The 23694-nt window shown below is 68.4% G+C and carries 22 protein-coding genes; 15 read left to right on the forward strand and 7 right to left on the reverse strand.

What is annotated here, in order from left to right:
- Positions 1 to 244 precede the first annotated feature (244 nt).
- The gene (locus tag ACLIIZ_RS19940; protein WP_416695229.1) at positions 245 to 1255 is read left to right on the forward strand and encodes an NAD-dependent epimerase; all 1011 of its coding nucleotides are present in this window, start codon (positions 245 to 247) and stop codon (positions 1253 to 1255) included.
- A 34-nt stretch (positions 1256 to 1289) separates the two neighbouring features.
- On the opposite strand, the gene pepN is transcribed toward ACLIIZ_RS19940, so the two are convergent.
- The gene (gene pepN, locus ACLIIZ_RS19945; protein WP_416695232.1) at positions 1290 to 3890 is read right to left on the reverse strand and encodes an aminopeptidase N; all 2601 of its coding nucleotides are present in this window, start codon (positions 3888 to 3890) and stop codon (positions 1290 to 1292) included.
- A gap of 183 nt (positions 3891 to 4073) precedes the next feature.
- Between pepN and ACLIIZ_RS19950 the strand changes: the two genes are divergently transcribed.
- The 5 genes from ACLIIZ_RS19950 to ACLIIZ_RS19970 all read left to right on the forward strand — a co-directional run bounded on the left by ACLIIZ_RS19950 (position 4074) and on the right by ACLIIZ_RS19970 (position 10671).
- Positions 4074 to 6071, forward strand: a complete 1998-nt coding sequence (locus ACLIIZ_RS19950; RefSeq protein ID WP_416695234.1) for a TonB-dependent receptor — start codon at positions 4074 to 4076, stop codon at positions 6069 to 6071.
- Positions 6072 to 6156: 85 nt separating this feature from the next.
- Complete coding sequence (locus tag ACLIIZ_RS19955; protein ID WP_416695236.1) at positions 6157 to 6810, forward strand: energy transducer TonB; 654 nt, start codon at positions 6157 to 6159, stop codon at positions 6808 to 6810.
- 3 nt (positions 6811 to 6813) lie between these two features.
- Complete coding sequence (locus ACLIIZ_RS19960; protein WP_416695238.1) at positions 6814 to 7524, forward strand: MotA/TolQ/ExbB proton channel family protein; 711 nt, start codon at positions 6814 to 6816, stop codon at positions 7522 to 7524.
- On the forward strand, positions 7524 to 7949 hold the full coding sequence (locus ACLIIZ_RS19965; protein WP_416695240.1) for a biopolymer transporter ExbD: 426 nt from the start codon (positions 7524 to 7526) through the stop codon (positions 7947 to 7949). Before ACLIIZ_RS19960 ends, ACLIIZ_RS19965 begins: the two co-directional genes overlap by 1 nt.
- Before the next feature lie 97 nt (positions 7950 to 8046).
- On the forward strand, positions 8047 to 10671 hold the full coding sequence (locus tag ACLIIZ_RS19970) for an ATP-binding protein (RefSeq protein ID WP_416695243.1): 2625 nt from the start codon (positions 8047 to 8049) through the stop codon (positions 10669 to 10671).
- Here the strand turns inward: ACLIIZ_RS19970 and ACLIIZ_RS19975 are convergent.
- Complete coding sequence (locus tag ACLIIZ_RS19975; protein ID WP_416695246.1) at positions 10668 to 11270, reverse strand: methyltransferase domain-containing protein; 603 nt, start codon at positions 11268 to 11270, stop codon at positions 10668 to 10670. The two genes, ACLIIZ_RS19970 and ACLIIZ_RS19975, sit on opposite strands and share 4 nt — an antisense overlap.
- Entirely contained in the window at positions 11267 to 11755 is a 489-nt protein-coding gene (locus ACLIIZ_RS19980) for a thioredoxin family protein (RefSeq protein ID WP_416695248.1), read from the reverse strand. Before ACLIIZ_RS19980 ends, ACLIIZ_RS19975 begins: the two co-directional genes overlap by 4 nt.
- On the opposite strand from ACLIIZ_RS19980, the gene hemC reads away from it, so the two are divergent.
- From hemC to ACLIIZ_RS20000, 4 genes are read left to right on the forward strand one after another with little or no spacing between them, the layout of a single operon-like run.
- On the forward strand, positions 11754 to 12686 hold the full coding sequence (gene hemC, locus ACLIIZ_RS19985) for a hydroxymethylbilane synthase (protein WP_416695250.1): 933 nt from the start codon (positions 11754 to 11756) through the stop codon (positions 12684 to 12686). The genes ACLIIZ_RS19980 and hemC overlap by 2 nt on opposite strands.
- 5 nt (positions 12687 to 12691) lie before the next feature.
- Positions 12692 to 13471, forward strand: a complete 780-nt coding sequence (locus tag ACLIIZ_RS19990; RefSeq protein ID WP_416695252.1) for a uroporphyrinogen-III synthase — start codon at positions 12692 to 12694, stop codon at positions 13469 to 13471.
- Positions 13468 to 14499 carry a uroporphyrinogen-III C-methyltransferase gene (locus ACLIIZ_RS19995; RefSeq protein WP_416695255.1) on the forward strand — a complete coding sequence of 344 codons (1032 nt, stop codon included), beginning with the start codon at positions 13468 to 13470 and terminating at the stop codon, positions 14497 to 14499. The genes ACLIIZ_RS19990 and ACLIIZ_RS19995 overlap by 4 nt, the downstream gene beginning before the upstream one ends.
- The gene (locus tag ACLIIZ_RS20000) at positions 14496 to 15683 is read left to right on the forward strand and encodes a heme biosynthesis HemY N-terminal domain-containing protein (protein ID WP_416695259.1); all 1188 of its coding nucleotides are present in this window, start codon (positions 14496 to 14498) and stop codon (positions 15681 to 15683) included. The genes ACLIIZ_RS19995 and ACLIIZ_RS20000 overlap by 4 nt, the downstream gene beginning before the upstream one ends.
- A 10-nt stretch (positions 15684 to 15693) precedes the next feature.
- On the opposite strand, the gene hemF is transcribed toward ACLIIZ_RS20000, so the two are convergent.
- From hemF to ACLIIZ_RS20020, 4 genes are all read right to left on the reverse strand, one after another.
- Positions 15694 to 16590 (reverse strand): oxygen-dependent coproporphyrinogen oxidase, encoded by an 897-nt coding sequence (gene hemF, locus ACLIIZ_RS20005; RefSeq protein ID WP_416695261.1) that lies wholly within the window; start codon positions 16588 to 16590, stop codon positions 15694 to 15696.
- A gap of 64 nt (positions 16591 to 16654) precedes the next feature.
- On the reverse strand, positions 16655 to 17911 hold the full coding sequence (locus ACLIIZ_RS20010; RefSeq protein WP_416695263.1) for an anion transporter: 1257 nt from the start codon (positions 17909 to 17911) through the stop codon (positions 16655 to 16657).
- Entirely contained in the window at positions 17908 to 19128 is a 1221-nt protein-coding gene (locus ACLIIZ_RS20015; protein WP_416695267.1) for an exo-beta-N-acetylmuramidase NamZ family protein, read from the reverse strand. The genes ACLIIZ_RS20010 and ACLIIZ_RS20015 overlap by 4 nt, the downstream gene beginning before the upstream one ends.
- Positions 19125 to 19661, reverse strand: coding sequence for a DOMON-like domain-containing protein (locus ACLIIZ_RS20020; RefSeq protein ID WP_416695269.1), 537 nt, complete (start codon positions 19659 to 19661; stop codon positions 19125 to 19127). Before ACLIIZ_RS20020 ends, ACLIIZ_RS20015 begins: the two co-directional genes overlap by 4 nt.
- Positions 19662 to 19785: 124 nt before the next feature.
- On the opposite strand from ACLIIZ_RS20020, the gene ACLIIZ_RS20025 reads away from it, so the two are divergent.
- The 5 genes from ACLIIZ_RS20025 (at position 19786) to ACLIIZ_RS20045 (ending at position 23685) form a co-directional block, all read left to right on the forward strand.
- A complete protein-coding gene (locus ACLIIZ_RS20025; protein WP_416695271.1) occupies positions 19786 to 21150 on the forward strand; it encodes a TrpB-like pyridoxal phosphate-dependent enzyme in 1365 nt (454 codons plus the stop codon).
- Between the two features lie 4 nt (positions 21151 to 21154).
- Complete coding sequence (locus tag ACLIIZ_RS20030; protein ID WP_416695274.1) at positions 21155 to 22045, forward strand: SPOR domain-containing protein; 891 nt, start codon at positions 21155 to 21157, stop codon at positions 22043 to 22045.
- Positions 22036 to 22650, forward strand: coding sequence for a dephospho-CoA kinase (coaE, locus tag ACLIIZ_RS20035; protein ID WP_416695292.1), 615 nt, complete (start codon positions 22036 to 22038; stop codon positions 22648 to 22650). The genes ACLIIZ_RS20030 and coaE overlap by 10 nt, the downstream gene beginning before the upstream one ends.
- Before the next feature lie 73 nt (positions 22651 to 22723).
- On the forward strand, positions 22724 to 23482 hold the full coding sequence (gene zapD / locus ACLIIZ_RS20040) for a cell division protein ZapD (protein WP_416695276.1): 759 nt from the start codon (positions 22724 to 22726) through the stop codon (positions 23480 to 23482).
- Positions 23479 to 23685: a DNA gyrase inhibitor YacG gene (locus ACLIIZ_RS20045; protein ID WP_374326863.1), complete on the forward strand. Its 207-nt coding sequence runs from the start codon at positions 23479 to 23481 to the stop codon at positions 23683 to 23685. The genes zapD and ACLIIZ_RS20045 overlap by 4 nt, the downstream gene beginning before the upstream one ends.
- The last annotated feature ends 9 nt before the right edge of the window (positions 23686 to 23694 follow it).

Below are 23694 nucleotides of genomic sequence, written 5' to 3' on the forward strand. Positions count from 1 at the left end.
CATATTCCAGTTCAGAAAAGCTCGCTTGCTTTGTCATCTCGCCTACCCGCTGTCACGCTTTCAGCATTTTCTCATCCCAACGCTATCGTCGTTCCGAAAATCGGAATAAATCAGCGTCTCCTTAAGGCTTTGTGACGCCGCCGGGCGAGGCTCATCAAACTGAAAAATAGCGCGCCTATCGTGCACCTGGCCGCGTCCTGGCGCGGCGGACAGGTTTTTCCGTGACTCGTTTGGGAGCGATCAATTGACAGTACTCGTCACCGGCGCCGCCGGTTTCATTGGTTCGGCCGTCTCGCTGCGCCTGCTGGCGCGTGGTGACACCGTCATCGGGATCGACAATCACAACGACTACTACGATCCGGCGCTGAAGGAAGCGCGTCTGGCCCGTCAGCTCGGGCATCCCAACTACACCCACCTGCGCATCGACCTGGCCGACCGTTCCGGCATGGCGGAACTGTTCAGGACCCACCAGCCCCGGCGCGTGGTCAACCTGGCCGCGCAGGCCGGGGTGCGCTACGCGATGGAGAACCCGCTGGCCTACATCGACAGCAACCTCGTCGGTTTTGCCCATATCCTCGAAGGCTGCCGCCACAACGGCGTCGAACACCTGGTCTATGCCAGCAGTTCCAGCGTGTACGGGGCAAATACCGCGCTGCCGTTTTCGGTGCACGACAACGTCGACCATCCGCTCAGCCTGTACGCCGCGACCAAGAAGGCCAACGAGTTGATGGCCCATTCCTATAGCCACCTCTACGGGCTGCCGACGACCGGGCTGCGCTTTTTCACCGTCTATGGTCCGTGGGATCGGCCGGACATGGCCTTGCAGAAGTTTGCCTGGGCAATCGTCAAGGGCGAGGTCGTCAAACTCTTCAATCACGGCAAGCACCGCCGGGATTTCACCTACATCGACGACATCGTCGAAGGCGTGATCCGCGTCCTCGATCGCCCGGCGCCACCCAACCCCGACTGGTCGGGCGAGCAGCCCGATGCGGGGACGAGCCGGGCGCCGTGGCGGGTCTACAACATCGGCAACAATCGCCCGGTCGACCTGATGGCCTATGTCGGCGCGCTGGAAAAAGCCCTGGGCCGGACCGCGGAGAAAGCCTTCCTGCCGCTTCAGCCGGGCGACGTGCCGGATACCTGGGCGAACGTGGACGACCTGGTCGAGCAGTTCGACTACCAGCCCGCGACCCCGGTCGAACAAGGGGTCGCCAACTTCGCGCGCTGGTTCAGCGATTTCCATCGGCTGGCCTGACCGCCGGATCGGTGCATCCGGCGGTAGCCTGCCGTCAGCCCAGCGCTCTTTCGACCACTTCCAGCACGTCGCGGACCAGGCCGGGGTGGGCGCGGATTTTTTCCAGCGCCGCGCGCGCATGTGCCTGGCGGTCGGCGTCGAACTTCTTCCAGCGGTCGAAGCTGCGCGCCAGCCGCGAGGCCACCTGCGGGTTGCGCTCGTGCAGCAGCAGGATGCGTTCGGCCATGAAGGCGTAGCCGCTGCCGTCGGCGGCGTGGAAGCGGACCAGGTTGGCGCCGAAGGCGCGGATCAGCGCGTAGATCTTGTTCGGGTTGCCGGCGTCGAAGGCCGGGTGCTGTGTCAGCGCCTTCACCGTGGCCAGCGTGTCGGGCCGGCGGCTGGTCGATTGCACCTGTAGCCACTTGTCGACGACCAGCGCTTCGTCTTTCCAGCGGTCGTAGAACTCGGCCAGCGCCTCCTCGCGCTGCACGCAGACGGCGGCGTTGATGTTGGCCAGCGCGGCCAGTGCGGCGAACTGGTCGGTCATGTTGTCGGCTTCGCGGAACTGCGCGTAGGCCAGCCGGCGCAAGGCGTCGCTGTCGAGTTCGAGGAGATAGGACAGGCACAGGTTGCGCAGCGCGCGGCGGCCGGCCTGTTCGCTGTCCGGCGCGTAGGCTTCCTTGACGGTTAACGCGGCGTAAAGGCCGGAAAACTCGCCTTCGAGCTGTTCGGCGAGGTGGCGGCGCAGGCCGTTGCGGGCGGCGTGCAAGGCGTCGGGATCGACGATCTCCAACTGTTCGGCGAGCGTCGTTTCGCCGGGCAGGGTCAGTGCTTCGGCGACGAAGGCGGCGCCGCGCTCGCGCTGCGTCTGCAGCAGGCGGCGGCAGGCGGCGGTGAAGCTGTCCGGCCACTGCGGGGTGCGGCCGGCGGCGATTTCGGCGGCGGCGCCGAGGATCAGCGTCGATGCCAGGCGCTGGCCGGCTTCCCAGGCGTTGAACGGGTCGGTCTCGAAGGCCAGCAGCAGGGTCAGCTGTTCCGGCGTGTAGTCGAACTCGAGATTGACCGGCGCCGAGAAGTCGCGCAGCAGCGAGGGCACCGGCTCGTCGCCGATGTCGTTGAAGACGAAGGACTGGCTGTTGGCGGTCAGTTGCAGGGTGCGTTCGCTGCCGGCGATCAGTTCGTCGGCTTCGGTGAACAGCGCGACGCGGATCGGGATCAGCGCCGGCGCATCGTCGCTGGCGCGCGGGTTGCTCTGCGTGCAGGTCAGCGTGTAGCTGCGTTCGAGCGGGTCGTAATGGCCGTCGACGACAACCTTCGGCGTGCCCGGCTGGTTGTACCAGCGCATGAACTGGGTGAAGTCGAAACCACTGGCGGCGGCCATCGCGGCGACGAAATCCTCGCAGGTCACCGCCTGCCCGTCGTGGCGGCGGAAGTACTCGTCCATGCCGGCGCGGAAGGCGTCGCGGCCGATCAGCGTCTGGATCATGCGGATGACTTCGGCGCCCTTTTCATAGACGGTCGACGTATAGAAATTGTTGATCTCGACGAAGCTGGCCGGGCGGATCGGGTGCGCCATCGGCCCGGCGTCTTCCGGGAACTGGGCGGCGCGCAGGCCGCGCACCTCGCGGATGCGGGCGGTCTGCCGGTTGTGCAGGTCGGCGCCGAATTCCTGGTCGCGGAACACGGTCAGGCCTTCCTTCAGCGACAGCTGGAACCAGTCGCGGCAGGTGACGCGGTTGCCGGTCCAGTTGTGGAAATACTCGTGGGCGACGACCCGGTCGATGTTCTCGAAATCAACGTCGGTGGCGACATCCGGGCGAGCGAGCACATACTTCGTGTTGAAGATGTTGAGGCCCTTGTTCTCCATCGCGCCCATGTTGAAGTCGCCGACGGCGACGATCATGTAGTGGTCGAGGTCGCATTCGAGGCCGAAGCGTTCCTCGTCCCATTTCATGGATTTTTGCAGCGCCGCCATCGCGTGCGGGCACTGGTCGAGCTTGCCCGGTTCGACGTAGATGGCGAGCTGCACCTCGCGCCCGGAGGCGGTGCGGAAGCTGTCGCGCAACACGTCGAGCTTGCCGGCGACGACGGCGAACAGATAGGCCGGTTTCCTGAACGGGTCGGCCCATTTCGCCCAGTGGCGGCCGTCGGCCTCGTCGCCGGCGGCGACCGGGTTGCCGTTGGCGAGCAGCACCGGGAAAGCCTCTTTGTCGGCGTGCAGGGTCACCGTGTAGACCGACATCACGTCCGGCCGGTCGAGGAACCAGGTGATGCGGCGGAAACCCTGCGCCTCGCATTGCGTGAAGTAGCCGTCCTTGGAGCGGTAGAGGCCGGAGAGGCGGGTGTTCTTGTCGGGGTCGATGCGCACGACGGTGGTCAGCGTGCAGGCGTCGGGCAGGTCGGTCAGCGTCAGCGAGGTCGGCGTCGCGACGAAGGTGGCCGGCTGACCGTCCACGCTGACACCGAGCGTTTCCAGGTCTTCGCCGTCGAGCACCAGCGGTTGCGCGGCGACGGCCGGGTTGCGGCGCAGCGCGAGGCGGGCGGTGACCGTGGTGGCGCCGGTTTCGACGACGAAATCGAGGTCGACGGTGTCGATCCACCAGGCCGGCGGAGTGTAGTCCTTGAGATAGATGGTTGGGGGCGTTTCGCGGTTCATCGTGTGCGGGTTCCGGAGAGAAGCCGGAAATGATACGTGAAGTGGATGCCCCACTGTCGCCGGCTTGCCCGGCGGGATGCGGCAATTTGCCACATTCCGGGGTGCCGGGGGGCTCCGTATAGTCCGCCCCTGCACGGCGGACGGCAGGGGAGCCGGCCGCTGAAGAATCTCAGGGGGAAAACCATGTTCCAGATGTCCGAGCCGGCCCGCCGCCTGCTGCTGGCCTGCGGCTGCCTTGCCGCGACCAATGTTTTTGCCGAAGACGAACGCGGCCTCGCCCAGGTCGTGGTCACTGCGACCCGCACCGAGCAGTCGATCCGCGAGGTGCCGGCGGCGGTATCGGTGATCGACCGCGAGCGCATCGAGGCCTCCGGCGCGACCACCGTCGACCAGGTGCTGCAGGGCGTACCGGGCGTCTACGCGGCGCGCATGGACGCCTCGTCGCCGAACCGCATCGCCCAGACCTATACCCGTGGCCTGCCTGGCAACAGCCGGACTCTGGTGCTGCTCGACGGCATTCCGATGAACGTGCTCTACGACGGCCAGGTCGATTGGTCGCAACTGAGCACCCAGGACGTCGAGCGCGTCGAAGTGGTGCGCGGCGCCAGTTCCGGGCTCTACGGCGCCAACGCGATGGGCGGCGTCATCAACGTGCTGTCGCGCGCGCCCGAACCGGGCACCAAGACGCGGCTCGGCGCCGAATACGGCAGCCTGAACAGCAAGCGCCTGCTGGCCTCGCATTCGCAGCGTTTCGGTGCCACATCGGTACGGGTGTCGGCCAGCCACTTCACCAGCGACGGCTACGACATGTGGCGCCCGGATACCACCATCCCGGCCGCCAACCGCGACAAGATCGGTACGCTCAAGGACAACGCCGCAATCAAGCTGCTGCACGAGATCGATACCCGTTCCTTCATCGAGGCCGGCGTCAGCTATCTCAAGGACGAGGCCACCGGTTTCTACCGCCCGGGGGCGCCGGGTTACCAGCCGTCGAAACGCGAGCAATACGTGCCGACCGTGCGCTATGTCCGTGACGACGACAGTTCGAATACCTCGGTCGCGCTTTACGGGCGTTTCGGCAAGCAGTGGGCGGACACGCTCAATCCGGTCACCTACCGGACGATTTCCGAGAAGGGCTTGTACGAGGATCGCAGCGTCGGTTTCAACGCCCAGCATTCGCACGCCCTGGGTTCCATCCACCGGGTTACGCTGGGCCTCGATTTTCTCGATGGCGACGTCGACAACCATTTCTCCTATCCGGGCAGCAGCCGCCTGCGCGACACGCGCGGCGACCTGCGCCGCTACGGCGTCTTCATCCAGGACGAGATGGCACTGACGGCGCGCTGGAAACTCAACCTCGCCGGCCGCTACGACCACTGGACCACCGGCGGCAACCAGGTCGATAGCGGCGTCGGCCAGCCCAGCACGAGCTACCGCGAGCGTTCCGCCGGTGATTTCTCGCCCAAGCTGGCGACCCTGTTCAAGGTCAACGATGCCTTCAACCTGCGCGCCAGCGCTGGCCGCGCCTTCAACCTGCCGGACATGTTCAACCTCTACGCCAACACCCGGCGCGGCACGACGACCTACTGGGCGAACCCAGATCTCGATCCGGAAACCGTCAAGGCCTACGACCTCGGCGCCGACTACTATTTCGGCCGGCGCGGCTACGTCAAGGCGACGCTCTATTACAACGACGCCAGGGACTTCATCTATTCGGTCCGCCGCGACGCGACCAATGTCGACAAGATCAACGTCGGCGCCGTCACCACCCGCGGCCTGGAACTGGAAGCCGCCTACCGCCCGAGCGAGGCGCTGGCGCTGAGCGCCAGCTTCACCTACAACCGCTCGCGGATCGAGGAGAACGCCAGCAACCCGGCGCTCGAAGGCAAGTCGCTGACCAGCGTGCCGCGCCGCCAGGGGCAAGTGCGCGCCGATTACCGCTGGCCCGGCGGCGCCACCCTGTCCGCCGCCGTCAACCGGGTCGGCAAGCGCTACGCCGACGACATCAACAGCAAGTCCTACAAGGCTTACACGACGCTCGACCTGAGCGCCAGCTACCCGCTGGGCAAGACCTTCAGCGCCCGCTTGAACGTCGTCAATGTCGGCGACAAGGTCTACGACGGCATCGGCTATCTTTCCCCAGGTCGTACCGTGAGCGCCGGCCTCTACGCCAACTTCTGAAAGGGCGCTGGCAAGCGGCGGGCGGATGCCAGCGCGCTACTTCTTGCGTATCATCCCGAAGCTTCGCCACCGTCCGCCGCCCACCTTGCGCCCGTCGTCCCTTCCTCCCTCCTCGCCAGCGGCCGCCCGTTGGCTGGGCATCGCCCTCGTCCTGGCAGTGCACGGCCTGGCGCTGTGGGTCTTGCTGGCGCAGCGGCTGCTGCCGCTGCCGGAGGCGGCGACGACGCTGATGGTCAATTTCATCGCCCCGCCGGCGCCGCAGCAGACGGCGCCCAAACCGGCGCCCAAACCGCCCGAGCCACGGCCGCTGCCGCAACCGGCGCCGCGTCAACTGGTCGCCGAAGCGCCGGTGCTCAGTCCGGCCGAGCCGGTGGCCCCGCCGCCACCGCCCGCGCCGCCGGTCGAGGTGGCGCCGCCGGCACCGCCCCTGCCGTTGCCGCAAGGCCCGGTGGCGCTGGGCGGCGAGCTGTCGGTGGTCTGCCCGGAGCGGCAGGCGCCGGCCTACCCGCCGATGTCGCGCCGGCTCGGCGAGACCGGCAAGGTGGTGCTGCGGGTGACGCTCGACGAGCGCGGCAGCGTCGCCCGGGCGAACGTCGAACGCAGCAGCGGCCATCCGCGGCTCGACGAAGCGGCGCTCGGCGCCGTGCGCGGCTGGCGCTGCACGCCGGCCCGGCGCAACGGCCAGCCGGTCGAGGCGACGGCCTTGCAACCCTTTAATTTCGTGCTGGAAGGAAACTGATCGATGGAACCCGCAGTTGTCGAAGGCCTGGGCTTTGCCCATTTTCTCGCCCAGGCGGATGGCGTCGGGCGCATCGTGCTCGGCCTGCTGCTGCTGCTGTCGGTGGCGAGCTGGTACCTGATCGTCACCAAGTGGCTGGCCAACTATCTGGCGCAGCGCCAGGCCAGCGCCTTCCTCGCCCGCTTCTGGCAGGGCGGCTCGCGCAGCGGCCTCGGCGAGCGCCTGCGCAGCGAGAAGGTCGACAACGCCTTCGCCCGCCTGGCGCTGAACGCGGTCGACGCGGCCGAGGAAGCGGCAGCCGGCGACGACAAGCTGGCGACCGCCGGCGGCCTCGCCGAATACCTGACGCGGACGCTGAACAACACCATCGACCAGGAAGCCGCCGCCGCCGAACACGGCCTCACCGTGCTCGCCTCGGCCGGCTCGGCGGCGCCCTACATCGGCCTGTTCGGCACGGTCTGGGGCATCTATCACGCGCTGGTGCAGATCGGCCTGTCCGGCCAGGGGACGCTCGACAAGGTCGCCGGGCCGGTCGGCGAGGCGCTGATCATGACCGCGCTCGGCCTCGCCGTGGCGATTCCGGCGGTGCTCGCCTACAACGCCTTCAGTCGGCGCAACCGCTTGTGGCTGGCGCGTCTGGAAGGGTTTGCGCATGACCTTTACGTGCTGCTGACGGTGAAGAACGAAACCGCCGGCGGCGCCCGGGGCGGCTGATGGCGGCCGGCGACTTCCGCCGCTACCGCGGTCGGGCCGACGGTCCGAAGGCCGAGATGAACGTCGTCCCGCTGGTCGACGTGATGCTGGTGCTGCTGGTCATCTTCATCGTCACCGCGCCGCTGCTCACGCACGCGGTCAAGATCGACCTGCCGAAGGCGTCGAGCGCGGTGAACCTGACCAAGCCCGAGCACATTGAGTTCGGCCTGCGCGAGAGCGGCGAGATGTTCTGGAACGGCGAGCCGGTGACGCTCGAAGAACTGTCCGTGCGCTGCGCCGCCGCCGCCCGCCAGGCGCCGCCGCCGGAACTGCATATCCGCGCCGACCGCCTGGTGCCCTACGAAAAGGTGGCGCAGGTGATGGCGGTCGCGGCGCGCAACGGCCTGGCCAGGATCGGTTTCGTCAGCGACCCGGCGGGACCGTAGGGGCAAACTACCGGGGACGGGATTTCCCGGCTTGCTTCGGCAGGGTTTGCGCGCATAATTGCCAAAATTGCAATTATTGGCAGGAGGCGCGGCCGGGATGAAGGAAGAGCGGCGACACATCGTTGCCCTGGTGCTGCTGCCGACGCTGCTGTCGCTGGTCCTGCTCCTCTTCTTCCTGCGCGCTTCGCTGCTCGACTGGGCGGTGGCGCGCTGGGCCGAGGACAACCGCGCCTTCGTCGCCGCGCTGGCGGCGCGGCTCGATGCCGAGATTGAGCAGCCGCTGCAACTGCTGCGCCTCGCCGCGCAGACGCGCGCCTTCGGCGACCTGCCGGCGCTGGCGCAGATCGACCGCGGCATCAACGGCATTCCCGAAAGCGCCGATCCCGAGAAACGCGAAATTCTCGAAAGCCTGCGCCGTCAGGGCAATTTCTCCGTCCTCTTCGTGCTGACGCCGGAAGGCGACCACTACATCTCGCATCCGTTCAGCGTGCAACGCTCGCTGCGCAAGTACAACCTGGCCGATCGGCGCTATTTCCGCGACGCGGCGCATAGCGGCGAAGCCGTCGTGTCGGGCGGTTTCCTCGGTGCCGACGGGGTGCCGGCGGTGGCGATCGACGTGCCGGTGCGCGATGCTTCGGGCCGCATCGTGCTGCATCTGGGCGGTGTCATTCACCTCAGTCGCCTGGCCGACCTGCTGGTTGCCGAGCGCATCGCGCCCTTCGAGCACGCCGCGCTGTTCGACGCCGCCGGCGGCAAGGTCGCCGATTCGCGCGTTGGCGCCAGCACGGGCCAGGCGCCGGATCATTCGCTGGCGGGCAAGGACGGGGTCGAGCGCGTCAGCGATGCCAGCGGCGAACCCTGGTTGCGTTTCGTCGTGCCGCTCGCCCACGGCTGGCACCTCAGTCTGGCGCGCAGCGAAAGGGCGCTGAGCGCGGCGATCGCGCCGCAGGTGCAACGCGTCATCCAGTCGGTGGCGTTGATGGTCCTGGTTCCTTGCCTGATCGGCATGCTCCTCGCGTTCCGCTTCAGCCGCCGCTGGCGCCGCGCCGACCATGCGCTGCACGAAGCCAACGCCGATCTCGAACGGCGCGTCGCCGAGCGCACCGAGGCGCTGCAGGTATCGGAGGAGCGTTACCGCAGCCTTTTCGAGTCGACCGCCGAAAGCGTGCTGATCCTCGACGGTCACGCCATCGTCGACTGCAATCCCGGCGCCCTCGCCCTGTTTGGCGCCGCCAGCCGCGAGGCGCTGCTCGGCCGTTCGCCGGTCGATCTGTCGCCGCCGCTGCAGCCGGGCGGCGAACCGTCCCGCGAACTGGCCGGGCGGCTGATCGAGGCAGCGCTGCAGGGCAGTTTCCCGCGTTTCGAATGGACCCACCGCCGGCTCGACAACAGCCGTCCCTTCGCCGCCGAAATCATGCTCGGCCGCATTCATTCCGGCGGGCGGACGCTGATCCAGTGCAGCCTGCGCGACATTTCCGAACGGCGGCGGATCGAGGCCGAACTGGCGGCCTACCGCGAACACCTTGAGGAACTGGTCGAACTGCGCACCGGCGAACTGGCGCAGGCCAAGCAGGCGGCGGAGAGCGCCAGCATCGCCAAGAGTGCCTTCCTGGCCAACATGAGCCACGAAATCCGCACGCCGATGAACGCCATCCTCGGCATGGCCCGCCTGGTGCGCCGGGGTGGGCTGAGCGACGGGCAGGCGGCGCAGATGGACAAGCTGGAGATCGCCAGCGGCCACCTGCTCGAGATCATCAACGCCGTGCTCGACCTGTCGAAGATCGAGGCCGGCCATTTCGTCCTCGAGTCGCTGCCAGTGCAGCCGGCGGCGATCGTCGCCAATGTCCTGTCGATGATCCACGAGCGCGCCCAGGCCAAGGGGCTGACGCTGCGCAGCGAGGTGGCGCCGATCTTGGCCCCGTTGCTTGGCGATCCGACCCGCTTGCAGCAGGCCTTGCTCAACTACGTGACCAATGCGCTCAAGTTCACCGAGCGCGGCGGCATCGTCGTCCGCGTCGTCGTCGAAGGCGAGGACGAAGCGGCGCTGACGCTGCGTTTCGAAGTCGAGGACAGCGGCATCGGCATCCCCGAAGCGGCGTTGCCGCGCCTGTTCTCCGCCTTCGAGCAGGCCGACGCGTCGACCACCCGGCACTATGGCGGTACCGGGCTGGGGTTGGCGATCACCCGCCGCCTGGCCCGGCTGATGGGTGGCGACGCCGGTGTCAGCAGCGAGTCGGGGCAGGGCAGCACTTTCTGGTTCACGGTGCGCCTGGCGCGCGACGTCAGCGCGCACTTGCCGGCGCCAGCCATGGGCGACGCGGAAAGCCGCTTGCGCAGCGAATACGCCGGGCGCCGCCTGCTGCTGGCCGAGGACGAACCGATCAACCGCGAGATTGCCGTCTTCCAGCTCGAAGACTTCGGTCTCGTCGTCGATACGGCCGAAGATGGCGAGCAGGCGGTGGCGATGGCCGAAGCGGGAAGCTACGACCTGATCCTGATGGACATGCAGATGCCGCGCCTGGACGGCCTGCAGGCGACGCAGGCGATCCGCCGCCTGCCTGGCCACGCGCGCACGCCGATCATCGCGATGACCGCCAATGCCTTCGCCGAGGACCGGGTACGCTGTCTGGCCGCCGGCATGGACGATTTCCTGGCCAAGCCAGTGGTGCCGGAACGGCTGGCCGAAATGCTGCTGCGCCACCTCACCGGTGGCGCGCCTTAACGCCGGCGCCAGACCTGCCAGCGTTCGCGGCCGGCGAAGACCGGGATCGAATCGCTGACCGGCTTGTCCTCGATGCACTCGAACGCCGGTTCGAGCAGCGCTTCGAGCTGTTCGCGGCGGATGCCGAAGGGCGGCCCCTTGAGCTGGTCGCAGACGAAGAAGTAGCCGGCGAGCAGGGCGCCAGTCGGTAGCAGCGCGGCGACCTGGCGGCCCCAGTCGTCCCACAGCTTGCGCGGCAAGGCACAGAGGAAGGCGCGTTCGTAGATCAGTTCGAGTGGCCGCGGCGGCTGGTAGGCAAAGAAGTCGCCGCAGACCAGGTCGACCGCCGCCGTGCCGAGCACGGCACGCGCCTTGTCCACTGCCACCGGCGAGAAGTCGAGCGCCGTGACCGGCCAGCCGGCGCCAGCCAGGAAGGCCGCTTCCCAGCCGCTGCCGCAACCCGGAACCAGGGTCTCGAGTGGTGCCCGAGCGGCGACAAAGGCGGCGAAGTCGGCGGGAACGCCGCCGGCGTCCCAGGGGATGGCGCCGGCGCCGAAGCGGCTGCACCAGAAATCCGGGTGTTCCGGACGTTGCGTGGTCGGTTTGACGATGTCGTTCATGGCTTCTTCAGGGCGAGCGCCGACTGTTCGACGGCGTCCTCGAGGTAACTCTGGTAGAAATCCGGCAGCCGGGCGCCGACGATCGGCGGGTGCAGGCGACGCCCGCCCGGTCCGTAAAAGGCGACCACCGGCACCAGCTTGACCTTTTCGGCGGCGGCGAACGCCGCGTGGGTCGTCGGGCGGCCGGCGAAATCGCGCAGCGCGGCGTCGCTGTCCTGGCGGACTTCGCGGATGACGACCCGCTTGCCGTAGCGCGGGTCGGCGGCCAGCGGCTGCAGATAGTCGCGCTTCACCGCCTGGCAGAAGCTGCAGTCGGCGCGGCTGAAAATGACGATCAGCGGGCCACCGGCGCGGGCCGCGGCAGCGGCTTCGGCATCCAGCGCAGCGGCCGCCGGCAGCGCTTCGGCGGCCGGGGAGGCCAGGGGGAGGCATGCTAGAATCAGGGCCCCGATCAGCCTGACCCCGTCATTCCAGGATTGCCTCATGTCCGCTCCTCAGAAAATTGTCATCGCCACCCGTGAATCCCGTCTCGCCATGTGGCAGGCCGTCCATGTCCAGGGGCGTCTGGCGAGTTTAAATCCGGCCTCGGAAGTTGTCATTCTCGGCATGACCACGCGCGGCGACCAGATCCTCGACCGCCCGCTCGCCGAAATCGGCGGCAAGGGCCTCTTCATCAAGGAACTGGAAGTGGCGATGCAGGCCGGCGAGGCGCATCTCGCCGTGCATTCGATGAAGGACGTGCCGATGACGATGCCGGAAGGCTTCGTCCTGGCTGCCATCTCGGCGCGCGAGAATCCGCTCGACGCCTTCGTCTCGAACAAGTACGCCGGCCTCGACGAACTGCCGGCCGGTGCCGTCGTCGGCACCTCCAGCCTGCGCCGCGAGGCGACCCTGCGCGCCCGCTATCCGCAGCTGACAATCAAGAGCCTGCGCGGCAACCTCGACACCCGGCTGAAGAAGCTCGACGCCGGCGAGTACGACGCGATCATCCTGGCCGCCGCCGGCCTGATCCGTCTCGGCCTGGCCGACCGGGTCAAGGCGGTGCTCAGCGCCGAACAGTCGCTGCCGGCGCCCGGTCAGGGCGCGCTCGGCATCGAACTGCTGGACGGCGACGCCGCCATGGCCGCCGTCGTCGCCCCGCTGAACGATCCGGAAACCGCCCACTGCGTCAAGGCCGAACGCGCGCTGTCGCGGGCCCTCGGCGGTTCCTGCCAGGTGCCGCTGGGCGGCTACGCGATCATCGACAACGGCGAACTCTGGCTGCGCGGTTTCGTCGCCAGCGTCGACGGCCAGCAGATGGTCAGCGGCGAAGTGCGCGGTGCGCCGGCCGCCGACGAGGCGCTCGGCCGCCAGCTCGCCGAGATGCTGCGGGCGCAGGGGGCGGACGCCATCCTCGCCGGGCTGGCCTGCCACTGAAGACGATGGATTCCGGCGCGCTGGCCGGTCGCCGCATCGTCGTCACCCGGCCGCGCGACCAGGCGGCGCCGTTGGCCCGGCTGATCGCCGCCGCCGGGGGCGATGCCCTTCTCTTTCCGTTGCTGGAAATTGCCCCGGCCGAGGACCGCCGGCCGCTTGAGGCGCTCGCCCGCCAACTCGCCGACTATCGGCTGGCCGTCTTCGTCAGCCCCAACGCCGTCGCCCATGCCCTGCCGACCCTGCTCGCCGCCGGCGACTGGCCGGCATCGCTGATCCCGGCCGCGGTCGGCCCGGGCACGGTGCGGGCGCTCGAAGAAGCCGGCATCGCCGGCTGCATCGCGCCGCGCGAACGCTTCGATTCGGAAGGCCTGCTCGCCTTGCCCGAGCTGGCGCCGGCCGCCGTCGCCGGTTGCCGCGTCGCCATCCTGCGTGGTGACGGCGGCCGCGAACTGCTCGCCGACACCTTGCGCCAGCGCGGGGCGAGCGTCGATGCCGTCACCTGCTACCAACGCAGCGGCCCAGCCGGCGGCTTCGCCAGCCTGGTCGACGCCTGGCGCGAGGCACGCCTCGACGCCATCGTCGTCTCCAGCAGCGAAGCCCTGCGCTATCTGGTCGATGGCTTGCCGGCCGAGGGCCGGGCATATTTGCAGCAAACTCCGCTCTTCGTGCCGCACGCCCGGATCGCCGAAAGCGCCCGCGCCCTCGGTCTCGAGCGCGTGGTGCTGACCGCAGGCGCCGACAGCGGTCTGATCCGCGGATTACTTGCTTATAATTGGTGCGCATGAACGCAGAACAATCTTCTACTCCCGCCGTCGAGCCGGAAGCGCCCCGCGTGACGCCCCGCCGCCGCGGCGCTCAGGGGGCGCTGTGGCTGGTTCCGGCGCTGCTGCTCGGTGGTGTGCTGGCCTGGCACGTGGTCGATAGCCGGCGTGACATCGACAGCCTGCGCGCCGACGTCAATCGCCGTTTCGCCGATCTCGACAGTCCGGCGCACAAGGAAATGCTGGCCGGCCTGGGCGAGCGCATCGCCGCCCTCGAAGCGCGCCAGGAAGCCAGCCGCGACCAGGAAGCGGCACTGCAGGCGCTGTTCCAGGACGTCGCCAGCGGCCGCGAGGCGGCTGACCTGCTCGAAATCGAGCGCGACGTGACGCTGGCCGCGCAGCAACTGCAACTGGCCGGCGACGTGCCGGTCGCGCTGCTCGCCCTGCGCGCCGCCGACGCCCAGCTCGCCCGTCTCGACAAGGCCAGCCTGCTGCCGCTGCGCAAGGCGCTGGCGGCCGACATCGCCCGTCTCGACGGCCTGCCGCGCGTCGATCTCGCCGGCACCAGCCTGCGCCTCGAGGAAGTCCTGCGTGGCGTCGACAAGTTCCCCTTCGCGGCACACGCGCGACCGCACGAGGAGGCGCCGGTCGCGGCAGCGGACGAAACGCCGCCGGCCTTGCCCTGGTGGCGCCTGGCGCTGGCCGATGCCTGGCAGGAAGTGCGCAACCTGATCCGCATCCAGCGTTTCGACCGCGACGAAGCGCCGCTGCTGGCGCCTGAGCAGGGTTTCTTCCTGCGCGAAAACCTCAAGCTGCGCCTGCTCAGCGCCCGTCTCGCGCTGTTCGCCCGCGACGAGGCGAGTTTCCGTAACGAGCTGAAGGAAGTGCAGGCCTGGCTGGGCCGTTACTTCGCCGGCGATGACCGCGCGGTGGCGGCGGCCCAGGCGCAGTTGAAGGAACTCGCCGCCGCCGACATCGTCCTCGAACTGCCCGATCTGCGGGCCAGCCAGCAGGCGCTGGCGGCCTTGCGCGAAGCCGGGGAAAAACAGTGAAGGGCTTGTTCTGGCTGCTCCTGCTGTTCGCCCTGGCGGTGGTCGTCGCGCTTGCCGCCAGCCTCAACGCCGGTTACGTGCTGCTCGTCGTGCCGCCCTGGCGGGTCGAGGTATCGCTCAACTTCTTCGTGCTGGCGTTGTTGATTGGCTTCTTCGTCGCCTACGCCGCCCTGCGCGCCGTCTCGCTGACCCTGGGCATGCCGGCGCAGGTCGGCGCCTATCGCCGGCGCCAGTTGCGCGAGAAATCCGGGCAGATGTTCCAGGATGCCGTGCGTCATCTCTTCGAAGGCCGTTTCGGCCAGGCCCTGAAGCGCGCCGGCGAAGCCTACGACGCCGGCCGGGCGCCGGCGCTGGCGGCGCTGATCGCCGCCCGTGCGGCGCAGCGCCTGGGCGAGCCGGGGCGCCAGCAGGAATGGCTGGAAAAGGCCAAACAGCAGGACGCGCGCAACGAAGCGGCGACGCTGATGCTGGAAGCCGAGATGTACAACGAGGAGCGCCGCTTCGACGAAGCACTGGCCGCGCTGCAGCGTCTGCAGGGCAAGCAGGGTCGGCACATCGCCGCGCTGCGCCTGGAATTGCGGGCGCGCCAGGGGCTGGGCGACTGGGATGGCGTGCTCAAGCTGCTGCGCCAGTTGGCCAAGCGCGACGCGTTGGCCCCGGAACTGGTCAGCGCGCTGTCGAGCAAGGCGCATCTGGCCAATCTTGCCCGTTGCGGCGCCGACCGCGAGGCGCTGGTCGCCTACCTGCGCAAGCTGCCGGAGGCGGAACGCAGCCTCAAGGTCGTCCTCGCCGCCGTGCGCGGCCTGGCGGCGGCGGGGGCCGACGGCGACGCGCAGCAACTGATCGAGGAACAACTGGAAGGCAACGACGACGAGGCCTGGCAGAGCGAGCTGCCGGCGATCTACGGCAGCCTCGCCGGCGCCGACCAGTTATCGCGTATCGCCCGCGGTGAAGCTTGGCTGCGGCAGCGGCCGGCGCACGCCGCGCTGCTCCTGGCGCTGGGCCGGATGTGCGCGCGCCAGCGGCTGTGGGGCAAGGCGCAGAGCTTCCTGGAAGCGTCGCTGGCGGTCGAGGAGACGCAAGCCGGCCACCTCGAACTGGCCCGTCTCGACGACCAGCTCGAGCGCGTCGACGACGCCAACCGCCACTACCGCGCGGCGGTCGCTCCGAACACGCTGAAGTGAGCCGGCCAGCTCAGACCCAGTCCTGCGGCTTGAGGAAGACCTCGTAGAGTTCCGCTTCCGGCGTACCCGGCGCTGGCTGCCAGTCGTAGCGCCATTTGACGACCGGCGGCAGCGACATCAGGATCGCCTCGGTACGGCCGCCCGACTGCAGGCCGAACAAGGTGCCGCGGTCCCAGACCAGATTGAACTCGACGTAGCGGCCGCGCCGGTAGGCCTGGAAATCGCGTTCGCGTTCGCCGTAGGGCGTGGCGCGGCGCTTTGCCAGCACCGGCAGGTAGGCGCGGGTGAATGCCTGGCCGACCGCCCGGGTCAGCGCGAAGCAGCGCTCGAAACCGCCCTCGTTGAGGTCGTCGAAGAAGACGCCGCCGACGCCGCGCGGTTCGTTGCGGTGTTTGAGGAAGAAATACTCGTCGCACCACTGCTTGTACTTCGCATAGACGTCGTCGCCGAAAGGCGCCAGCGCGTCGCGGCAGCTACGGTGGAAATGCGCGACGTCCTCGCGCTGCCCGTAATAGGGCGTCATGTCCATGCCGCCGCCGAACCACCAGACATCGTCCTCGCCTTCCTTGCTGGCGACGAAGCAGCGCACGTTCATGTGCGCCGTCGGGCAGTAGGGATTGCGCGGGTGCAGTACCAGCGAGACGCCCATCGCCTCCCAGGCGCGGCCGGCCAGTTGCGGGCGGACGGCGGTGGCGGAAGCGGGCAGCGCGTGGCCGGTGACGTGCGAGAAATTGACCCCGCCGCGCTCGAAGAAGTCGCCCTCCTCGATCAGCCGGGAAATTCCGCCGCCGCCTTCGGGGCGCTGCCAGGTATCGGTCAGGAAGGGTTTGCCGTCGAAGGCTTCGAGTTCGGCGACGATGCTCGACTGCAGCGAGGTGAAGAATTCTTTGAGTTGCGGACTGGACATGGGTTTCTGGAGATGTTCGGGAAACGACTTGGGGTGCGGAATCGCCATTCGGTTCCCGAGTTTTTTACAGACTCAGCCAGCCCCAGGCGATCGCCAGCGTCAGCGCCGTCACCGGCAGGCCGATGCGCAGGTGCTGGCGCCAGTCGATGGCGATCCCCTGCTTGCGGGCGAGGTCGACGACGATCAGGTTGGCGATCGAGCCGACCAGCAGCAGGTTGCCGGCCAGCGTGCTGACCAGCGCCAGGGTGAGTCCGGCGTCCGGGCCTTTCAGGTGCGGCAGCAGCAGCATCACCGCCGGCACGTTCGACACCAGGTTGGAGAGGCCGACGCCGACCGCGAACAGCGGGCCGGTGTCGCCCAGGTGGATGCCGTGGCCGGCCAGCCAGACGACGGCGATGGCGGCCAGGCCGGTGCTGTCGAAAGCCTGATTGACGACGAACAGGCCGACGAAGAGCACCAGCAGTTCCCAATCGACGAAGCCCATCACGTGCGATGAGTGAAAGCGCCGCGACAGCAGCAGCACGCCGGCGCCGACCAGGGCGGCGACTTCGCGCGGCCAGTCGGTGAACAGGAAGACGACCAGCAGCACGGCGGCGACGGCAAGACCCTTGGCGGTCTGCAAGCGGTCGAACTCGGGCAGCGCCTCGGTGGCCGGGGCGGCGGCCGGCGGCAGGGTGGCGCGGCGCGGCGCGAAGACCAGCCAGGCCCACAGGGCGAACAGGCCGAGGACGACCGGCGGCAGTGCTCGCCACAGGTAGTCGGCGAAATGCAGTTGCAGCACCGAGCCGATCAGCATGTTCTGCGGGTTGCCGATCAAGGTCGCCGCCGAGCCGATGTTGGCGGCGCAGGCGAGGCCGACCAGGAAGGGCACCGGGTCGAGCCGGCGCTCGATGCACAGGCGGGCGACCACCGGCGTCATCGCCAGGCAGACGATGTCGTTGGAGAACACCGCCGACAGCGCGCCGGCAACGAAGATCAGGGCGCCGAGCAGCCACGGTTCGGCGAGCGGCAGCGCGGCGACGCGGCGGGTGACTTCGGTGTAGAAGCCGCCCAGGCGCATCTGCGCCGAAACCACCATGAAGGCGAAGAGCAGCAGGACCGTCGGCAGATGCACGGCGCGCGCCGCTTCTTCGGTCGTCATCGCGCCGATGCCGACGACGGCGATGCCGCCGAGCAGCGCGACACCGCTGCGGTCGAGTTTCAGCTTCGGCAGGCCGCCGAGGAACATGCCAAGGTAGACGACGGCGAAGACGGCGACGATGGCCGTCTGCAGCGGGTGCGTCTCGATGGCGATGAGCGGTGCAGCGAGTTCCGGGCTCATCGATAGAGCAGGAATGCCTCGCGTCTGGCAACCCACAGGCTTTCGTCGGCGAGCACGGCGCGCTCCAGGTCGGCCGGGGTGGCGGCCGGGTCGTCCACCCATTGGCGCAGCAGCGGCGAACCGTTGATCAGGTCGATCGCCAGGCGATCGAATTCGTACTCGTAGCCGAAATCGCGCCAGATCGGGTAATCCGGGTAAAGGCGGCGGATCGCCTTGAAGGCCAGCGCCTGCAGGCGCCAGGGCGTGAACGCGGCATGATCGTAGTAGGGGCCTTCGCTGTGTATCTGCAGCGCCTGGCAGAGCTGCCCCTGGAACTTGTGGAAGGTCGGCTCGAACCAGCAGACGCGCAGCTTGCAGCCGGCCAGCCAGTGCGGCGCCAGCGCCTGCATTTCCTTGAGTACCTTGGCGGCGTCGATGTCCGGCGCGCCGAACAGGAATTCCAGCGGCCGCGTCGTGCCGCGCCCTTCGCTCAGGGTCGTGCCTTCGAGCAGCACGGTGCCGGCGTAGGCGCGCGCCATCGACAGGTTGGGCGCGTTCGGGCTGGGATTGATCCAGGTCCGCTCGCCCAGCGGCCAGCCGTAACCGGGCGCCGCGTGGGGCTGCCAGCCTTGCATGGTGACGACCTGGTAATCGACGTCGAGTTTCAGTTGGGCGATGAACCAGTGGCCGAGTTCGCCCATCGTCAGGCCGTGCCGCATCGGCATCGGGCCGGCGCCGACGAAGCTCTCCCAACCCGCGCGCAGGGTGAAGCCTTCGACCGGCCGGCCGGCCGGGTTCGGGCGGTCGAGCACCCAGACGCTCTTGCCGTGCGCAGCGGCGGCTTCGAGCACGTAGCGCAGCGTGGTGATGAAGGTGTAGATGCGGCAGCCGAGGTCCTGCAGGTCGACCAGCAGGACGTCGAAAGTGTTCAGCATCGCCGCCGTCGGTCGCCGCACCTCGCCGTACAGGCTGAAGATCGGGATGCCGTGCTGCGGATCGATGAAATCCGGCGATTCGACCATGTTGTCCTGCTTGTCGCCCTTGATCCCGTGCTGCGGACCGAAAGCGGCGCTGAGCTGGAGGTCGGGCAGGGCGGCGAGGGCGTCGAGGCTGTGCGTCAGGTCGGCGGTCACCGACGCCGGGTGGGCGAGCAGGGCGAGGCGGCGGCCGGCGAGCGGGCGGCGCAGCTCGGGGTCGGCAAGCAGGCGGTCGATGCCGAACAGGAGTTTTTGCGTCATGGCAGGGGCAGCATGAAGCTGGCGGCGAGATGGAAATCGGGCTGGTCGGCGGCGTGCGCCAGCGCCCAGTAGCTCTTGTCGCCAGCGGGCGTGGCGGCGACGACGCTGAGGCCGAGGCGGGCGGCACCGTTCGGCAGCTGCGTGGCGGGGATTTCAGCGCTGAGCAACAGCGCGTCGCTGTCGATCCGGCAGGCGATGCGCGGCGCGCCCGGCGGCTGCCAGCGCTCGTTGCGCAGGCGATAGCCGGCGAAGTCGTAGATCGCCCACTGGCCGGACGGCGCGAAGTTGAATTCGCGGTAGGCCGGGCCTGCGGCCGGGGCGACGAAGGCTTCGCAGCAGGTCTGTTGCCATAGTCCGTCGGCCGGGCCGGGAACGGCCGGCGGCGGCAGCGCGAGGGCAGCGAGGCCATGCAGCCGGTAGTCGAGCAGCAGCTCGCCAGCGGCTCCGCGCCGGGCCGCGACGGCGATCGCCAGGCCGGACGGTGGCGTGCTGCTGGCATGACAGGAGAGGGGCTGGAAGTTGATGGTCGGCACCAGTTTGCGGGTGGAAATCAGGCGCTACTTTACCCCGGATCGGACGGCCGCGCCCTTGGTCCGGGCGGGGTTTTGGAGTAATTTACCGGCTTTGCGGCGCCGCCCGCAGGGAGAGAGAAAAAACATGACACCGTTGCGCATCAACCTCGAACAAGAAGAAATCCCCACCCACTGGTACAACGTCGTCGCCGACATGCCCAACCCGCCGGCGCCGCCGCTCGGGCCGGACGGCAAGCCGGTGCCGCCGGAAGCGATGGGGGCGATCTTCCCCGACCCGATTCTCGAACAGGAAATGAGCGCCGAGCGCTGGATTCCAATTCCTGAGGAAGTGCGCCAGATCTACGCCCAATGGCGGCCGGCACCGCTGTGTCGGGCGCTGCGCCTGGAGGAGGCACTAGGTACGCCGGCCAAGATCTTCTTCAAGTACGAGGGCGTTTCGCCGGCCGGTTCGCACAAGCCGAACTCCGCCGTGCCGCAGGCGTATTTCAACAAGCTGGCCGGCACCAAGAAGCTGACCACCGAGACCGGCGCCGGCCAGTGGGGTTCGTCGATCGCCTACGCCGGCCAGATGTTCGGCCTGCCGGTGCGTGTCTTCATGGTCAACGTCAGCTACCAGCAGAAGCCTTTCCGCCGCTCGATGATGCAGACCTGGGGCGCCGAGGTTTTCGCCTCGCCGACCAATCTGACCAACGCCGGGCGCGCCGCGCTGGCCGCCGACCCAGACTGCCAGGGCTCGCTCGGCCTGGCCATCTCGGAAGCGGTCGAGGAAGCCGCCGCCGACCCCAATACCTGCTACACCCTCGGTTCGGTGCTCAACCATGTGCTGCTGCACCAGACCGTGATCGGCCTCGAAGCCAAGAAGCAGTTCGCCAAGATCAGCCTCTACCCGGACGTGATCTTCGGGCCCTGTGGCGGCGGCTCCAGTTTTGGCGGCATCGCCTTCCCCTTCCTCGCCGACAAGGCGGCCGGCGACCCGCGCGCCAGGAACCTGCGCTGCGTCGCCGTCGAGCCGACCTCCTGCCCGACGCTGACCAAGGGCGCCTACACCTACGACTACGGCGACGCCTCCGGCTACACGCCGATCATGAAGATGTACACGCTCGGCCACGACTTCATGCCGCCCGGTATCCACGCCGGCGGCCTGCGCTATCACGGCGCCTCGCCGCTCCTCTCGCAGCTCTTCCACGAGAAGCTGCTGGAAGCGGTGGCGGTGCCGCAGGTCGGCACCTTCGAGGCCGGCGTCCAGTTCGCCCGCGCCGAAGGCATCATCCCGGCGCCGGAATCCTGCCACGGCATCCGCGCCGCGATCGACGAAGCCCTGCGCTGCAAGGCGACCGGCGAAGCCAGGACGATCCTCTTCTGCCTGACCGGTCACGGCCACTTCGACATGGCGTCGTACGACAAGTATTTCGCCGGCAAGCTGGAGGATTACGAGTACCCGGCCGAAGCCATCGTCGAATCGCTGAAGCACCTGCCCCAGGTCGGCTGAGATCGTGAAGTTCATCGTCTTCCTGCTCGTCCTCGGCAACCTGCTGTTCTACGCCTTCAGCCAGGGGCTGATCGGTCCGGCCGAGGTCGGTGAAAGCGTGCGCATCACGCAGCAGATCAAGCCGGAAAGCATCCGCATCGTCGCCCGCGGCGAGGCGCCACCGCTGCCGCAGCCGGCTCCGGCGCTGGAAGCCGAAGCGCCGGAGCCGGAGGAGGTGCCAGCGGAAAAACCGGCGCTGACGGCCAAGGAAGCGGCCAAGGCGGCCAAGGAAGCGGCAGCGAAGGAAGCCGCGGCCAAAGAGGCTACGGCCAAGAAGGAAGCTGCGGCAAAGGAAGCTGCGGCAAAGGAAGCGGCAGCAGCCAAGGAGGCAGCAGCCAAGGAGACAGCAGCCAAGGAGACAGCAGCCAAGGAATCCGCCAAAGCCCAGGCGTCGGGCGCCGTTTGCCTGAGTTGGGAAGGGCTGAGCCAGGTCGAGGGCGACCGGGTGCGGCGGGTTCTGGCCGGGGGCTTCGACGAGTTCACCTGGCGTGAAATCAGCGTCGAGAACCGCGGCTGGTGGGTGTCGATCCCGCCGCAGGCGAACCGCGCGGCGGCCGAGAAGAAGGCGGCCGAGCTGAAGGCGATCGGCATCACCGACTACTTCATCATCCAGGAGGGCGGTCAGCGTCACGCCATCTCGCTCGGCATCTTCAGCAGCGAGAAAGGCGCCAGCGACCACCTGGCCAGCCTGCAGGACAAGGGCGTCCGTTCGGCGCGGGTCAGCCAGCGCCCGGACAAGGAAGGCAAGGAAAGCAAACCGCGCCTCGAAGTCCGCGGCCCGGCCGCCCGTGCCGACGCCCTGCGCGCAGCGCTTGCCCAGGCATTGCCGAAGAACGCGGCGAAGCGCTGTCCGTGAGCGATTTCGTCGTCGGCCTGACGGGCGGCATCGGCAGCGGCAAGAGCACGGTCGCCGATGCCTTCGTCGAACTCGGCGCGGCGCTGGTCGATACCGATGCCATTGCCCACGAGCTGACGGCGGCCGGTGGCGCCGCGATGCCGGCGCTGATCGCCGCCTTCGGGCCAGCGATCGCCGATCCGTCCGGCGCCCTCGACCGCGCCGCGATGCGCCGTCTGGCCTTCGCCGATCCCGGCGCGCGCCAGCGCCTGGAAGGCATCCTCCATCCGATGATCCGCCAGCTATCCGATGCCCGCTGCCGGGCGGCGAGCGCGCCCTACGTCATCCTCGCCGTGCCGCTGCTGGTCGAATCCGGCAGCTACCGCGAGCGTTGCCGGCGCATCTTGGTCGTCGATTGCCCGGAAAGCCTGCAGATCGAGCGCGTCATGGCGCGCAACGGCATCAGCGAAGCCGAGGTGCGCGCCATCCTCGCCGCCCAGGCCAGCCGTGAGGCAAGGCTGGCGATTGCCGACGACGTTCTGGTCAATGACGGCGAGCGCACAATTCTTTACCGGGCGGTTGCAGCGCTGCATGCAGAATATCTTCATCTTGCCGGCAGAACTTAAAGCTGGCTGTTGAGATTTGCTTGCAAATGCCTCAGAATTCAGCAAATTTTTCCGATTTCCGGAACCCGGCCGAGTGATCACCTACGAATACCCGTTCAACGAGCGCATCCGCACGCTGTTGCGTCTCGAAGATCTTTTCGAGAAGACGGCGTATTTCGCTCGTGCCGACGGTCAGCACGAACATCACGTAGCCCTCGTCACGCTGTTCGAAATCCTTGAGGCTGCCGGTCGTGCCGACCTCAAGATGGACCTGATCCAGGAACTCGAACGGCAGCGCCAGACCTTGCTCGCTTTCCGCAACAACCCGGATATTTCCGAAGAGGCGCTGTCCGGCGCGCTCTACGAGATCGAGCAGTCGTCGGCCTCGCTGCTGGCGATGAGCGGCAAGATCGGCCAGTACCTGCGCGACAACGACTGGCTGATGAGCATCAAGAGCCGGGCGGCGATTCCCGGCGGCGTCTGCGAATTCGACCTGCCGTCCTACCACTGGTGGCTGCACCGCACGCCGGACGCCCGGCGCAATGCGCTGGAAGCCTGGAGCAAGCCGCTGTTCGCGCTGCGCGACGCGTCGGCGATCGTTCTCCGCCTGCTGCGTTCGAGCGGCCGGCCGAAGCACCACGTCGCCAGCAATGGCCAGTTTCAGCTCAACCTCGGCGGCACCTCGGCGCAGATGGTGCGCGTCGAGCTGGCGGCGGAAGAAGCCGCGGTGCCCGAAGTCAGCGCCAACAAGTACTTCCTCAACATCCGCTTCACCAAGCCGCCGCTCAATGAGCTGAAGGCACGCGGTTGCGAGCGCGACGTCCAATTCGCACTGACCTTCTGCAACCTGTGAAACCGCCCCGTCTCGTGCGCTGCCCGCAGTGCGGCAAGGAATCCCCGTGGTCGCCGGAAAACCGCTGGCGGCCCTTCTGCTCCGAACGCTGCAAGCAGATCGATCTCGGCGCCTGGGCGAGCGAAAGCTACACCATCCCCGGCGCGCCGACCGACGAGGAAACCGCGGCGCCGGGCATCGACTTCAGCAGCACGCCGCGCTGAACGGCGCGC

The sequence above is a fragment of the Azonexus caeni genome, from assembly GCF_048146105.1.
In the GTDB taxonomy this organism is placed as follows: Bacteria; Pseudomonadota; Gammaproteobacteria; order Burkholderiales; family Rhodocyclaceae; genus Azonexus; species Azonexus aromaticus_B.

What these genes read in the sequence shown, in the direction of transcription:
- pepN (WP_416695232.1), bottom strand. Translation starts at nt 3,890, where the DNA reads ATGAACCGCGAAACGCCCCCAACCATCTATCTCAAGGACTACACTCCG.
- ACLIIZ_RS19950 (WP_416695234.1), top strand. Translation starts at nt 4,074, where the DNA reads ATGTTCCAGATGTCCGAGCCGGCCCGCCGCCTGCTGCTGGCCTGCGGC.
- ACLIIZ_RS19960 (WP_416695238.1), top strand. Translation starts at nt 6,814, where the DNA reads ATGGAACCCGCAGTTGTCGAAGGCCTGGGCTTTGCCCATTTTCTCGCC.
- ACLIIZ_RS19965 (WP_416695240.1), top strand. Translation starts at nt 7,524, where the DNA reads ATGGCGGCCGGCGACTTCCGCCGCTACCGCGGTCGGGCCGACGGTCCG.
- ACLIIZ_RS19970 (WP_416695243.1), top strand. Translation starts at nt 8,047, where the DNA reads ATGAAGGAAGAGCGGCGACACATCGTTGCCCTGGTGCTGCTGCCGACG.
- ACLIIZ_RS19975 (WP_416695246.1), bottom strand. Translation starts at nt 11,270, where the DNA reads ATGAACGACATCGTCAAACCGACCACGCAACGTCCGGAACACCCGGAT.
- hemC (WP_416695250.1), top strand. Translation starts at nt 11,754, where the DNA reads ATGTCCGCTCCTCAGAAAATTGTCATCGCCACCCGTGAATCCCGTCTC.
- ACLIIZ_RS19980 (WP_416695248.1), bottom strand. Translation starts at nt 11,755, where the DNA reads ATGAGGCAATCCTGGAATGACGGGGTCAGGCTGATCGGGGCCCTGATT.
- ACLIIZ_RS19990 (WP_416695252.1), top strand. Translation starts at nt 12,692, where the DNA reads ATGGATTCCGGCGCGCTGGCCGGTCGCCGCATCGTCGTCACCCGGCCG.
- ACLIIZ_RS19995 (WP_416695255.1), top strand. Translation starts at nt 13,468, where the DNA reads ATGAACGCAGAACAATCTTCTACTCCCGCCGTCGAGCCGGAAGCGCCC.
- hemF (WP_416695261.1), bottom strand. Translation starts at nt 16,590, where the DNA reads ATGTCCAGTCCGCAACTCAAAGAATTCTTCACCTCGCTGCAGTCGAGC.
- ACLIIZ_RS20010 (WP_416695263.1), bottom strand. Translation starts at nt 17,911, where the DNA reads ATGAGCCCGGAACTCGCTGCACCGCTCATCGCCATCGAGACGCACCCG.
- ACLIIZ_RS20015 (WP_416695267.1), bottom strand. Translation starts at nt 19,128, where the DNA reads ATGACGCAAAAACTCCTGTTCGGCATCGACCGCCTGCTTGCCGACCCC.
- ACLIIZ_RS20025 (WP_416695271.1), top strand. Translation starts at nt 19,786, where the DNA reads ATGACACCGTTGCGCATCAACCTCGAACAAGAAGAAATCCCCACCCAC.